The following is a 12648-nucleotide window of genomic DNA, read 5'->3' on the forward strand; positions in this document are numbered from 1 at the left end:
GCGGTGTCACAGCTCCATGGTGAATCGGGCAAAGCCTTCGGGGCTATATCCGGCGGGATCAAGCCCCAGACGCGCGATCTCCTCACCATGCATCCGCGCGCCGTGGCCGGTCTCGACAATCACGGAGGTGCCGGGCAGATCGGCAAAGCGCCAGGTCGCAAGCGGTTCGGGCGATATTGGCACATGGGCGGCGACATGGGCGATCAGCACGTCCTGGATCGACTGATGCGGGTCCAGTATCATATCGCACCGGGTCGGGGCGTCGAAATGGCCGCCGCCAGCCGCGCGGTAACTGTTTGTGGCAACAAGAAACCTGTCGGTCGGATCCACAGGGCAACCCTGATACGCCAGATCGCGGATGCGGCCCGGTGTCTCAATCCTGTCCTCGCCAGTTGCGGAAAAGCGGGCAGGTTCGGTCGGGTCGATCACGTAGGTCAACCCGGTCATGACGTCAAAATTGTAACTGGCAAAGCGGTGGTCGATCAGGCGCTGGTCGCTGCTGCCCGCTGTGATCTGGTAAAAGGCACTGGCGCTGCGTTCCAGCCAATTGCGGATTTCGGCCCCGGTTGCGAGCAGGATCTGCAGCCGGTTCGGGTAGATATAGAGATCAGCGATATTTCGGATCGACAGGGGCCCTGCGGGAATATCGGTGTAATTCTGCGTGCCGCCGCGCCCGCCCGCCTTGAACGGCGCGGCAACCGATAAAAGTGGCATTCCCTCCAGCGGATGCCCCGCCAGGGCCTGGGCCGCGGCGGCGCGCTGTGCCTCGGCGATCAGCGCGATGGCGGCGGTATTGGACACTTGCGCGAAATAGCTGGTCAGCGGGCGGGTGCTTTCCCCGATGCGCCGCCGGATATAGCCAAGCGTGGCCATGTGATCGGTGGCCGACACCTGCATCAGCCGGTCGCTGGCCGGGGCGGGATCGCCGCTTTCGCCGATGATCGGAAGCGCCCGCGCCGAAGAACCTGCTACCTGCCAACCGGCGTCGGTGGCATGCAATGTCAAGGTGATCTGCCCCAGATGCGAACCGTAGGCACCGGGTTGGACAATCGGCACATCATCGGGGGTGTCAGTGGATCTGGAACTTTCGGGCCCCGGAATGACCTCATGCGAATGACCGGCGATGATCGCATCCAGACCGGCAAGCCGGGCAAGCGGGCGAATGGCGTTTTCCAGATCCGGGCGGTCCGCCTCCGGGCCCAGGCCGGAATGGCACAATGCGACGACGATATCAGCCCCCGCGGCGCGCAGATCGCGCGTGCAGCGGGCCGCTGTTTCGACAATCGGTTGCGTGTCCAGCGCGCCTGCCAGTATCTGTTTGTCCCAGGTCGTGACCTGCGGCGGGACAAGGCCGAACACACCGATGGAAATCTTGTGCCATGCACCATCCGCATCGCGCAGATTGCGGGTCAGCATCACGGTTGGCGGCAGGAACGGCGCGCCATCGGCACGGGCGACATTGGCCAGCACCACCGGAAAATCCGCCCCTTGCAGCGCCTGGGTCAAAAACGCCAGGCCATAGTTGAAATCATGGTTGCCAAGTGTCGCCGCGTCATAGCCAAGCGCGTTCATCGCCGCGATCACCGGATGCGGGCGGCCATCTGCCAGGCGCTCCTTTGCAGCGTAGTCGCCAAGCGGCGTGCCCTGCAGCGTGTCGCCATTGTCAAACAGCAGGCAGTTGGGGGTTTGCTCCCGGATCCGGTCGACCAGCGTGGCAATGCAGGCCAGCCCCGCCCCATCGACGCGCGTATCGAGATAATAATTATAAGGCCGGACGCTGGCATGCAGGTCGGTCGTTGCCAGCAATGTCAGCTGCACGACGGGTCCAGGACTGTCACTCGCAAGTTTATCTTCTTGCTTTTTCATCGTTTTTTGATGCCCACCAGATAGAGACTGCCCTTAGAGCAAGCCCGCTGTCAAAAGACCAGAGCCAGCATCACCATTGCCTTGCGGTTTGCGCCGGTGTGCCACATCTGCGACATTCCCGCCAGAGCAGCCGGGCGGAACGGCTCGGAAATCAGGGGCAGGGCTGCGATGAAACTTGGAGAAACGGTCACTTTTGGCGGCGGCGGGCTGGAGCGCGCGGCCGAACTGCGCGGCGATGCGGCCGCATTGGAGGCGGCGCTGCAAAGCGGCGATCGGGTTGTGCTGCCGGTTTGGCGGGGCAAAGTGCTGATGGGGGAACAACCGCACGGGCCGGCGCTGCATTTCGTGGCGGGCGATGACCCGATCCTGGCGCAGGCCCCAAAGAGCCGATTGTTTCTGGGCCGCGATGGTGACCGGTTGTGCTTTGCCGCCGATATTTCGGCCTGGCAGCCCGAAGATCTGGATGCCACGGTGCTGGACAGTTTCGCCGATGACAGCAGGCAGGTCCATCCGGCGGCCCCGGGGGCGGGTTTCCGCGAATTGCGGCTGGCAATGGCCGGGCTCACGCCGCGCGATGCGGAAATTGCGGCCAGTGCCAAGGCAATGCTCGGCTGGCACCGGTCGCACCGGTTTTGCGCGGCTTGCGGCAAGGAAAGCCGCTTTGAACATGGCGGCTGGCACCGGCGCTGCCCGGCCTGCGAGGCGCTGCATTTCCCGCGCACCGACCCGGTGGTGATCATGCTGATCACGCATGGCAATGATCTGTTGATCGGCCGGTCTCCGGGTTGGATCGAGGGGATGTATTCGCTGCTGGCGGGGTTCGTGGAACCCGGTGAGACGCTGGAGGCGGCGGTGCGGCGCGAAGTGTTCGAGGAAACGGCGGTGAGTGTGGGGCGCGTGGGCTACCTCGCCAGCCAGCCCTGGCCCTATCCGTCATCACTGATGTTTGGCTGCATCGGCGAAGCGACCAGCCGCGAGATAGTTCTGGACAAGGTGGAGCTGGAAGATGCGCTCTGGATCAGCCGCGAGGATCTGGCACTGGCGCTGGCCGGGCACCACCCAAGCCTGCTGCCGGCCCGAAAAGGGGCCATTGCGCGGTTTTTGATGGAGAACTGGCTTGCGGACCGGCTGGATTGACGTGAGAGTCCGGCCAGGCAACCAGAGACTCCAAACAGGGCCCAGGCATGAAATTTGAAACGATCGAAGAGATTGACGCGCCGCAGGATTTCACCTTCGCGCGATTTACCGATTTTTTTCGCTATGAAAAACTGGCCCAAAGCTATGGCGCGGAACTGCGGCGGGTTGGCGGGTTTACTGAAATCAGCGAAGGGGTCACGTGGCGCGGGTCTGTTTCCATTCAGGGCCGCACCCGAGGGGTGGAGGCCGTCGTGACCAGCTACAACCCATCGGATTATGCCCGTATTGATACGGTCGTGGGCGGCATGAATGTGATATTCGAGATGCGGTTCGAGGCGTTGGGTGATGAAAAGACCAGGCTGATCGCGGTGGCGGAGTTGCAGGCCAAGACCCTGGCGGCGCGGCTTGTCATCCAATCCGCGAAACTGGCGCGCAAGCGGTTGCAGGGCAAGATCACCTCGAAGATCGTGGCGCTGGCCAATGAATATGAAGATGCCTGGCGGCGCGAACGGGGGTGATGGCGCGGCGTCTTGCCGGCCCCGGTTTTTCGGCCTTGCGGCGGCCTATTACCCGCGCGCCCGATCCGCCGGATATGTCCCCAGAATACGCAGTTCCGAGGTGAAATAGCGCAGCTCCTCCAGGGCCAGCTTGACCATCGGATCTTCCGGGTGGCCTTCGATATCGGCGTAAAACTGCGTCGCGTTGAAACTGCCGCCGACCATGTAGCTTTCCAGCTTGGTCATGTTGACGCCATTGGTCGCAAACCCGCCCGTCGCCTTGTAAAGCGCTGCGGGGATGTTGCGGACCTTGAAGACGAAGGTTGTCATCATATGCGCATCGCGGCGGCTGAGATCGGGCTGGCTGGCCATGATCAGAAAGCGCGTCGTGTTATGGGCGTGATCCTCGATATGGCGGGCCAGCAGGTCCAGCCCGTAGATCTCGGCGGCCAGGTCCGAGGCCAATGCGCCGACATCGCGCCGCCCCTCGGCCGCGATCTGTCTGGCGGCCCCGGCGCTGTCGGGTGCGGCCTCGCCCTTGATGCCATAGCGATCCAGATAGTCGCGCGCCTGCGGGATCAGAACGGGATGGGCGCGGACGGTCTTGATATCCTCGATCTTGACGCCGGGCAGGGCCATCAGGCTGATATGAACCCGCACAAAAGCCTCATCGACGATGTGCAGGCCTGATTCCGGCAACAGGCGATGGATATCGGCGACGCGGCCATAGGTGGTGTTTTCGACCGGCAACATGGCAAGCTCGGCCGCGCCGGTTTTTACCGCCTCGATCACCTCATCGAAGGAATGGCAGGGCAGCGCCTCCATCTCGGGGCGGGCATCATGGCAGGCCTGATGCGAATATGCACCGGGCTCCCCCTGAAAAGCGATACGTGCGGCCATCTCTCGGACTTTCTTGCAAAAGGGCGTTCTGTCGCGCTGACTACACCTTGCAAGGGCATGGCGAAAGCCGGTAGATACGGCCCTAATGTGATATTTGGACGGGACACCCCATGTTTGACACAATGACCCTTACCAAGGCCGTTGCTGCCATCTGTGCCGGTTGGCTGGTGCTTTTGCTTGGTGGTTTGGCCGCAAAAGGCCTTTACAGCGTTGGCGGCAATGAAGAAGGCCAGTTGGCCGGATATGAAATTCTGGTTGAAGAAGCTGAGGCTGGAGCCGATGCCGAGGAAGTGGCCGAAGTGCCCTTTGCCGAGATTCTGGCCGCCGCAGACCCCGCCGATGGTCAAGGCCTGTGGCGCCAATGCGCCAGTTGCCATGTGATTGATCCGGGCGTGAACCGCACCGGCCCATCGCTGTTTGGCGTTGTCGGGCGTGATATCGGATCTGCCGAAGGGTTCGGTTATTCCGACGCTCTGGCCAGCCTGGAAGGTGACTGGACGCCCGAGATGCTGGACGGGTTCCTGGAAAGCCCGCGCGGTTTTGCGCCCGGCACGACCATGACCTTCAACGGGTTCCGCGATGTCGAAGACCGGGCGGCGATGATTGCCTACCTCGATTCGCTGGGTGACTGAGTATTTCAGGGCACAAACTGACAAGGGCCGCCGCTTTGGGCGGCCTTTTTTGTATCCGAACCGCTGATCACGAATTCTCAACTTGAACGCAGGTGGCACTGGTCTTTACGGTAAGGCGACCCATTATCAAATGCACAGACGTCAGCCACGCCCGGAGAATTTCATGACCCGAACCAAAGCCGCCCTGCGCCCGCATCTTTCGTTGGGGCTGACCTTGCCACTGATCGCAGCCCTTGCCATGGCCTGGCCCGCGCGCGGCAATGAGGATGAGACGCTGACGGTCACGCATGGCGTTTCGACCTTCGGCGATCTGCGCTATGGCCCCGATTTCGAAAACCTGGATTACGTGAATCCCGACGCGCCGCGTGGGGGTGAGCTGTCATTTGCCTGGTCGTCGGGCGGGTTCGATTCGATCCACCCCTATACCCGCAACGGGCGGGCGGCTGTCCTGGCCAGCATGTTTTTCGAAGCGATGCTGGAGGGCACCTATGACGAGATCGGATCGTCCTATTGCCTGCTTTGCGAAACCATCACCTTTCCCGAAGACCGCTCCTATGTGATTTTTGCTATCCGCGAGGAGGCCCGGTTTTCCGATGGCACGCCGGTGACCGCCGATGACGCGCTTTTCAGCTACGAGATCCTGCGCGACGAGGGGCTGCCCAGTTTTCGCGCCTCGATCGGGTTGACGATTGCCAGCGCCGAGGTGCTGGACGACCGCCGCATCCGGTTTGATTTCAACCCCGATGCCCCACAGCGCGGGCGGATCGAATCGGCAGGCGGGTTGCCGGTGTTCTCGCGCGCCAGCCATGAAGCCTCGGGCCTTGAATTCAGTGAATCCCGGCTGGAGCCGCTGATCGGTTCCGGGCCCTATGTGCTCGATTCGATCGAGCCCAATCAACGGGTGGTCTACCGCCGCAATCCCGACTGGTGGGGGGTCGATCTGCCGATCAATGTGGGGCGCTATAATTACGAGACCATCCGCATCGAATATTACGGCGACGGCAATGCCGCGTTTGAAGGGCTGGCGGCGGGAAATTATACCTTCCGGCAGGAAAACAGTTCGCTGCAATGGGCCACGGCCTATGATTTCGACAAGGTCGAAAACGGCACCATCGTGCGTGAGATCGTTCCGAACGGCAATATCTCTCCGGGTCAGAGCTTTGTGATCAATCTGCGCCAGCCGCAGTTTCAGGATGCCCGGGTGCGCGAAGCCATCGGCCTGATGTTCAATTTCGACTGGACCAATGCAACGCTGTTCTACGGGCTCTATTCGCCGATCTATTCGTTCTGGGAAAATGTCGATTACCTTGAGGCGACCGGCCTTCCCGAAGGGGCAGAGCTGGCCCTGCTGGAACCGCTGCGCGATCAACTGGTGCCGGAAGTCTTTACCGAAGAGCCGTTTTCCCTGCCCGCGTCGGACCCTGACCGCGCCTTTGACCGACGCAAGGCGCGGCGCGCGCTGGCCCTGATGGAGGCGGCCGGATGGGTGCCGGGCGATGACGGGTTGCTGCGCAATGGCGATGGCCAGCTGCTGGAGGTCGAGTTTCTTAATTCCAATCCGCTGTTTGACCGGATCATCAACCCCTATGTCGAAAACCTGCGCAATATCGGGGTGGATGCCCGGCTGACCCGGGTAGACAACGCCCAGATGACCGAACGCGAACGCAGTTTCGATTTCGACATCATTACCGACTCCTATCCGATGAACGAGGAACCGGGGTCGGGGCTGCGCCAGTATTTCCATTCGGTTCAGGGTGACGGATCCCTGTTCAACCCGGCCGGCGTGTCCAACCCGGCCATCGACGTGCTGGTCGAGGCGGTGGTGAATGCCGAAAATCAGGAAGATCTGAACATCGCCGTGCGCGCGCTGGACCGGGTGTTGCGGTGGGAACGGTTCCGGGTGCCGCAATGGACCAATTCCAACTATTGGTTCGCCTATTACGACATGTATCGCCACCCCGATGAATTGCCGCCCTACAATTCGGGCTTTCTGGATGTCTGGTGGATCGACCCCGACGCCGAGGCCCGGTTGCGCGCTGAAGGGGCGTTCTGAAACCCAATGGGCGCATATATCCTCAGACGGGTTTTCCTGATCATTCCAACCCTGATCGGGATCCTGATCATCAATTTCGCATTGGTGCAATTCGTGCCGGGCGGGCCAATCGACCAGATTCTGGCGGAACTTGAGGGCGAGGGCGATGTCTTTGCCGCCATCTCCGGGTCCGGATCCGAAGCCGGGGCGCAGGAACTGGGCGGCGGCGATACCTATCTGGGTGCGCGCGGCCTGCCCGAAGGTTTTATCGAGCAGCTTGAAATCGAGTTTTACTTCTCGCGCATCGTTTGTGATGACGGGTTTGAAGGCACGCCCAGCCTGCGGGCAGAAGAATGCCGCACCGAGCCCATCCCGGCCATTGAACGGTTTTTCCTGATGATGTGGGATTACGCGCGGCTCGATTTCGGCGAGAGCTATTTCCGGTCAATCTCGGTGGTGGATCTGGTGATCGAGAAGATGCCGGTTTCCATCACGCTGGGCCTGTGGTCAACGCTGGCCGCCTACCTGATTTCGATCCCGCTGGGCATCCGCAAGGCGGTGCGCGACGGCTCGCGCTTTGATACCTGGACCAGCGGGCTGATCATCGTCGGCTATGCAATCCCCGGCTTTCTCTTTGCGATCCTTTTGCTGGTGTTGCTGGCAGGCGGGCGATACTGGCAGATCTTCCCGCTGCGGGGCCTGACTTCGGACGGGTTCGACGACATGACCACGCTGCAACAGATCGGTGACTATTTCTGGCACATCGCGCTGCCGGTCACGGCCTCGACCATCTCGGCCTTTGCGACGCTGACGCTGCTGACCAAGAACAGTTTTCTGGACGAGATCAAGAAACATTACGTGGTGACGGCGCGGGCCAAGGGGCTGAGCGAACGCAATGTGCTGTATGGCCATGTGTTCCGCAACGCGATGCTGATCGTGGTGGCAGGGTTTCCGGGCTTGTTCATTTCCGTCTTTTTCGGCGGCAGCGTCATCATCGAGACGATCTTCTCGCTCGATGGGCTGGGGCGGATGGGCTATGAGGCCGCGATTGCGCGGGATTACCCGGTGATTTTCGGCACGCTTTTCGTGTTTGGCCTGATCGGGCTGGTGATCAACCTGCTGTCGGATCTGGTCTATGTGCTGATTGATCCGCGCATCGACTTTGAATCGCGGAGGGTCTGAGCCATGGCACTCATCAGGCTTTCCGCGCTGAACCAACGCCGGCTGCGCAATTTCCGGGCCAATCGCCGGTCGGTGTGGTCGCTGACCATCTTCAGCTTTCTGTTTTTCCTGTCGCTCTTTGCCGAGCTTCTGGCCAATGACCGGCCTTTGCTGGTCAGCTATCGCGGCGATCTGCGCGTGCCTATCGTGCAGTTTTACCCCGAAACCGCGTTTGGCGGCGATTTCAGGACCGAGGCCGTTTACCGTGATATCGAAGTGCAATGCCTGATCATTTCGGGCGGGCTGGAGGGGTGCTGGGACGACCCCGAAACCGTGATCGAGGCGGCGCAAGACGGCAGTCTGGCCGAAAGCGTGGAGGATTTTCAACAAGGCTGGATCCTGTGGCCGCCGGTGCGCTATTCCTACAATACCGTGGCCGATATTGGCGGGTCCGCACCATCGCCCCCGGATGCCGTTCACTGGCTTGGCACCGATGATACCGCCCGCGATGTGCTGGCGCGCGTCATCTATGGCTTTCGCCTGAGCATTGTATTTGCCCTGGTCGTGACGGCGGCGACGTCCATCCTGGGGATTGCGGCAGGCGCGGTTCAGGGCTATTTCGGCGGCCTGATCGACCTGTTGTTTCAGCGCTTTATCGAGATCTGGGGTGGCATTCCACAGCTTTACATCATCATCATTATCGCGGCGATTTTCCGAATGAATTTCTGGTTGCTGGTCGCCTTGATGACGATGTTCGGCTGGATGTCGCTGGTCGGCGTGGTGCGGGCCGAATTTCTGCGGGCGCGAAATTTCGAATATGTCCGTGCGGCCAAGGCCCTGGGCGTCAGTGACCGGGTGATCATGTTCCGCCATGTGCTGCCCAATGCGATGGTGGCCACACTGACCATGCTGCCTTTCATCGTGACCGGCACCATCGCCAGCCTTGCCTCGCTGGATTTCCTGGGTTTCGGCCTGCCATCATCGGCCCCGTCACTGGGGGAACTGACATTGCAGGCGAAACGCAATCTGCAGGCCCCCTGGCTTGGTTTCACCGCGTTTTTCACCTTTGCCATCATGCTGTCGCTTCTGGTGTTCATTTTTGAGGGCGTGCGCGATGCGTTCGATCCCAGAAAGACCTTTCAATGAGTTTGCTTGAGGTCCGGGATCTGACGATCACCTTCTCCCAGGACGGGGTCATTTCCGAGGCTGTGAAACGGGTCAGCTTTTCCATCGAGAAGGGCGAGACTCTGGCATTGGTGGGCGAAAGCGGGTCGGGCAAATCGGTAACGGCGCTGTCAACCGTATCGCTGCTGCCGGGCAATGCGGTGGTGACGGGATCGGTGCGCTATGGCGGGGCCGAGATGATCGGGGCCTCGGATGCCGAACTGCGCCGGGTGCGTGGCAATGATATCAGCTTTATCTTTCAGGAGCCGATGACATCGCTCAACCCGCTGCACACGCTGGAACAGCAATTGGGCGAAAGCCTGGCGCTGCATCAGGGTCTGCGCGGTGCCACGGCGCGGCGGCGTATTCTGGAGCTGATGGAAAAGGTCGGTATCCGCGACCCCGAAACCCGGTTGGGGGCCTATCCGCATCAGCTGTCGGGCGGGCAACGCCAGCGGGTGATGATCGCCATGGCGCTGGCCAATCAGCCCGATCTGCTGGTGGCCGATGAACCGACCACGGCGCTGGATGTGACCATTCAGGCGCAGATCCTGGAATTGCTGGCGGATTTGCAGCGATCCGAGGGTATGAGTCTTTTGTTCATCACCCATGATCTGGGCATCGTGCGGCGCTTTGCCGACAAGGTCTGCGTGATGAAAGACGGCGAGATCGTCGAGGCCGGCCGCACCGACGAGATCTTTGCCAACCCCACCCACCCCTATACGCAGATGTTGCTGGCCGCCGAGCCTGCCGGCGCGCCGGAACCGGTGCCGGAAGGGGCCGAGCAGATTGTCGAGACCGAGAATCTGAAGGTCTGGTTTCCGATCCAGGCCGGGCTGCTGCGCCGGACGGTGGGATATGTGAAGGCGGTGAATGACGCCACCATTTCGGTGCGCGAGGGCGAGACGCTTGGCATTGTCGGCGAAAGCGGATCGGGCAAGACAACGCTGGCGCTGGCGATCATGCGGCTTTTGTCATCTGAGGGGCGGATCACGTTTATCCGGGATGATATTCAGGATTGGCGGGCCAAGCAGATCCGGCCCTTGCGCAAGGATATGCAGATCGTTTTTCAGGACCCTTACGGCTCGCTCAGCCCGCGGATGACGATCGAGCAGATCGTGGCCGAAGGGCTTGGCGTGCATGACGTGGCGGGCGGGCGTGATCCGAGCCGGATGGTGGCTGATATCCTGACCGAAGTGGGGTTGGATCCGGCCATGATGAATCGCTATCCGCATGAGTTTTCCGGCGGTCAGCGGCAGCGCATCGCCATCGCCCGGGCGATGATCCTGCAACCGCGGCTGGTGGTGCTGGATGAGCCGACCTCGGCGTTGGACATGACCGTGCAAGTGCAGATCGTGGACCTGTTGCGGGACCTGCAGCGCAAGCACAAGCTGGCCTATCTGTTCATCAGCCATGATCTGAAAGTGGTGCGCGCGCTGAGCCATAAGGTGATGGTTATGAAGGAGGGCGACGTCGTCGAGGCGGGGAGCAATGCAGAGATATTTGGCAATCCTCAGACGGAATATACCCGCACGCTGATGGCCGCGGCGTTCGATCTGCACGCTGCAGAATAGCGATTGCGCTGCCCTTTGGGCATCGCCCGGTCGGCTGACGACGCTCAGGCCCCCGGGGCGCGGGAGCCCTCGCGCCGCCAGATTGCCATGGGTTTGTGGCAACGGGCGGTTTTGACCCCTGGCAGCCGGTGCGGGATGTCAGTTCGGGTATGAGTATTTTTGCAAAGAAGAAGGGTAGGGCCAGGAGCGTCTATAGCGCGTCGCGCCTGATCGGATTCGAGCATTCACCGGCCGGACCGAGGCAGCGTTCGCGCCATCGAATGTGTTCGGGCCGGCCGGTGAATTCGATTTGGCGCGACGCGCTCTAAATCGCCGAACTATGGCCGTCGGCCTGCATTTCATAGGCATCGAAGGCGCGCGCGATCATGCGGGTCAGGGGCTGGCCCGGCGGCAGGATCTCGAACCCTTCTGCATCCCAATGGACCATGCCGGGGAATTTTTCGGCGGCCGCCCGGTAGAGCGCATCGAGGCCGGCCTGATCGGCAAGCCCGGCATCGAGGAATTCGGCCGAGGAGATATGGAAGTCGCACATCAGGGCTTCGATCAGGCGGGCGCGCAGGCGATCGTCACCTTTGAAGACATGGCCGCGACCGGTGGCAAGCGCGCCTGCACGGATGGATTTCTGATAGGCGGCCGTGCTTGATGCATTCTGCGCGAAGCCCTGCGGGAACCGCGATATGGAGGAGGCTCCGAGGCCGATCAGCACATCGCAGGTGTCATCGGTATAGCCCTGGAAATTGCGCCTGAGATGGCCGGTGCGGGCGGCCTGGGCCAGGCTGTCGGTGGGGCGCGCGAAATGGTCGATGCCGATGGCCTGATAATTGTCCCATTTGAACAGGCGCGCGGCGGTGGCGAACAGATCGAGCCGTTCTTCGGGTGTCGGCAGGGCATCGGTCGGGATCAGCTGCTGGCGTTTTGCCATCCACGGCACATGCGCGTAGCCATAGAGCGCCACCCGGTCAGGCGCGAGCGACAGCAGCATCTGAACGCTTTCGGTGATGCGTGTGCGGGACTGTTCGGGCAGGCCAAACAGGATGTCGGCATTGAGCGAATGGACGCCGCGGGCACGCAGGCCTTCGACCGCGTCGCGGGTGACCTCGTAGCTTTGGATGCGGCCGATGATCTTCTGGATCGCGGGGTCGAAATCCTGCACCCCGATCGAGGCGCGGTTCATGCCCGCAGCGGCCAGCGCGTCCAGCCGGGCATCGTCAATCTCATTGGGATCGATCTCGACCGAGAATTCGGCGGCCTCGGCGCGTGGAAAATGCTGCCAGACGGTGGCCGCCAGATCGGTGATGGCCTCGGGCCCGAGCAGCGTGGGGGTGCCACCGCCCCAATGCAGGCGCGCGACTTCGACACCTTCGGGCAGGAGGCTGGCAACCAGCGCAATCTCTTGTTTCAGAGTCTTGAGATAGGCCAGCACCGGCGCATCATTGCTGACGCCCTGGGTGCGGCAGGCGCAGAACCAGCACAATCTGCGGCAGAAGGGCACATGCAGGTAGAGCGAAACCCGCGTGCCCGCGGGAATCGCCGTGATCCAGTCGCCAAACCCTTGTGGTTGCACGTCGTTCGAGAACCTCGTGGCCGGTGGATAGCTGGTATATCGCGGCACTTTGGCCTCGAACAGGCCCATGCTGCGAAGTTGCGCAAGGTTTTCCATTGAGATACCATTAGGATGCGACCAA

The 12648-nt window shown here is 61.7% G+C and carries 10 protein-coding genes; 7 read left to right on the top strand and 3 right to left on the bottom strand.

Features of this window, described 5'->3' with window-relative positions; all coding sequences use genetic code 11:
• Nucleotides 1–6 precede the first annotated feature (6 nt).
• The gene (locus tag ACW8PS_RS10200) at nucleotides 7–1818 is read right to left on the bottom strand and encodes a bifunctional 2',3'-cyclic-nucleotide 2'-phosphodiesterase/3'-nucleotidase (RefSeq protein WP_491527280.1); all 1812 of its coding nucleotides are present in this window, start codon (nucleotides 1816–1818) and stop codon (nucleotides 7–9) included.
• A gap of 216 nt (nucleotides 1819–2034) precedes the next feature.
• Between ACW8PS_RS10200 and nudC the strand changes: the two genes are divergently transcribed.
• Nucleotides 2035–3003 carry an NAD(+) diphosphatase gene (gene nudC, locus ACW8PS_RS10205; RefSeq protein ID WP_491527281.1) on the top strand — a complete coding sequence of 323 codons (969 nt, stop codon included), beginning with the start codon at nucleotides 2035–2037 and terminating at the stop codon, nucleotides 3001–3003.
• A 47-nt stretch (nucleotides 3004–3050) separates the two neighbouring features.
• Nucleotides 3051–3521 carry an SRPBCC family protein gene (locus ACW8PS_RS10210; protein WP_491527282.1) on the top strand — a complete coding sequence of 157 codons (471 nt, stop codon included), beginning with the start codon at nucleotides 3051–3053 and terminating at the stop codon, nucleotides 3519–3521.
• Between the two features lie 48 nt (nucleotides 3522–3569).
• Here the strand turns inward: ACW8PS_RS10210 and ACW8PS_RS10215 are convergent, their stop codons facing one another.
• Nucleotides 3570–4400, bottom strand: a complete 831-nt coding sequence (locus tag ACW8PS_RS10215) for a prephenate dehydratase (RefSeq protein ID WP_491527283.1) — start codon at nucleotides 4398–4400, stop codon at nucleotides 3570–3572.
• Between the two features lie 110 nt (nucleotides 4401–4510).
• Between ACW8PS_RS10215 and ACW8PS_RS10220 the strand changes: the two genes are divergently transcribed.
• From ACW8PS_RS10220 to ACW8PS_RS10240, 5 genes are all read left to right on the top strand, one after another.
• Nucleotides 4511–5032, top strand: coding sequence for a c-type cytochrome (locus ACW8PS_RS10220; protein WP_491527284.1), 522 nt, complete (start codon nucleotides 4511–4513; stop codon nucleotides 5030–5032).
• A 163-nt stretch (nucleotides 5033–5195) separates the two neighbouring features.
• The gene (locus ACW8PS_RS10225; RefSeq protein ID WP_491527285.1) at nucleotides 5196–7085 is read left to right on the top strand and encodes an extracellular solute-binding protein; all 1890 of its coding nucleotides are present in this window, start codon (nucleotides 5196–5198) and stop codon (nucleotides 7083–7085) included.
• A gap of 6 nt (nucleotides 7086–7091) precedes the next feature.
• Nucleotides 7092–8246 (top strand): microcin C ABC transporter permease YejB, encoded by a 1155-nt coding sequence (locus ACW8PS_RS10230; RefSeq protein ID WP_491527286.1) that lies wholly within the window; start codon nucleotides 7092–7094, stop codon nucleotides 8244–8246.
• A gap of 12 nt (nucleotides 8247–8258) precedes the next feature.
• Nucleotides 8259–9371 carry an ABC transporter permease gene (locus tag ACW8PS_RS10235; protein WP_491527312.1) on the top strand — a complete coding sequence of 371 codons (1113 nt, stop codon included), beginning with the start codon at nucleotides 8259–8261 and terminating at the stop codon, nucleotides 9369–9371.
• The gene (locus ACW8PS_RS10240) at nucleotides 9368–10963 is read left to right on the top strand and encodes an ABC transporter ATP-binding protein (protein ID WP_491527287.1); all 1596 of its coding nucleotides are present in this window, start codon (nucleotides 9368–9370) and stop codon (nucleotides 10961–10963) included. The genes ACW8PS_RS10235 and ACW8PS_RS10240 overlap by 4 nt, the downstream gene beginning before the upstream one ends.
• Nucleotides 10964–11267: 304 nt before the next feature.
• Here ACW8PS_RS10240 and hemN read toward each other — a convergent pair whose 3' ends face one another.
• Nucleotides 11268–12623, bottom strand: a complete 1356-nt coding sequence (gene hemN / locus ACW8PS_RS10245) for an oxygen-independent coproporphyrinogen III oxidase (protein WP_491527288.1) — start codon at nucleotides 12621–12623, stop codon at nucleotides 11268–11270.
• Between the last annotated feature and the right edge of the window lie 25 nt (nucleotides 12624–12648).

It is taken from the genome of Alterinioella sp., assembly GCF_058343375.1.

Coding starts and splice junctions, on each gene's coding strand:
- ACW8PS_RS10240 (WP_491527287.1), top strand. CDS start 9,368: ATGAGTTTGCTTGAGGTCCGGGATCTGACGATCACCTTCTCCCAGGAC.
- ACW8PS_RS10230 (WP_491527286.1), top strand. CDS start 7,092: ATGGGCGCATATATCCTCAGACGGGTTTTCCTGATCATTCCAACCCTG.
- hemN (WP_491527288.1), bottom strand. CDS start 12,623: ATGGAAAACCTTGCGCAACTTCGCAGCATGGGCCTGTTCGAGGCCAAA.
- ACW8PS_RS10215 (WP_491527283.1), bottom strand. CDS start 4,400: ATGGCCGCACGTATCGCTTTTCAGGGGGAGCCCGGTGCATATTCGCAT.
- ACW8PS_RS10220 (WP_491527284.1), top strand. CDS start 4,511: ATGTTTGACACAATGACCCTTACCAAGGCCGTTGCTGCCATCTGTGCC.
- ACW8PS_RS10210 (WP_491527282.1), top strand. CDS start 3,051: ATGAAATTTGAAACGATCGAAGAGATTGACGCGCCGCAGGATTTCACC.
- nudC (WP_491527281.1), top strand. CDS start 2,035: ATGAAACTTGGAGAAACGGTCACTTTTGGCGGCGGCGGGCTGGAGCGC.
- ACW8PS_RS10225 (WP_491527285.1), top strand. CDS start 5,196: ATGACCCGAACCAAAGCCGCCCTGCGCCCGCATCTTTCGTTGGGGCTG.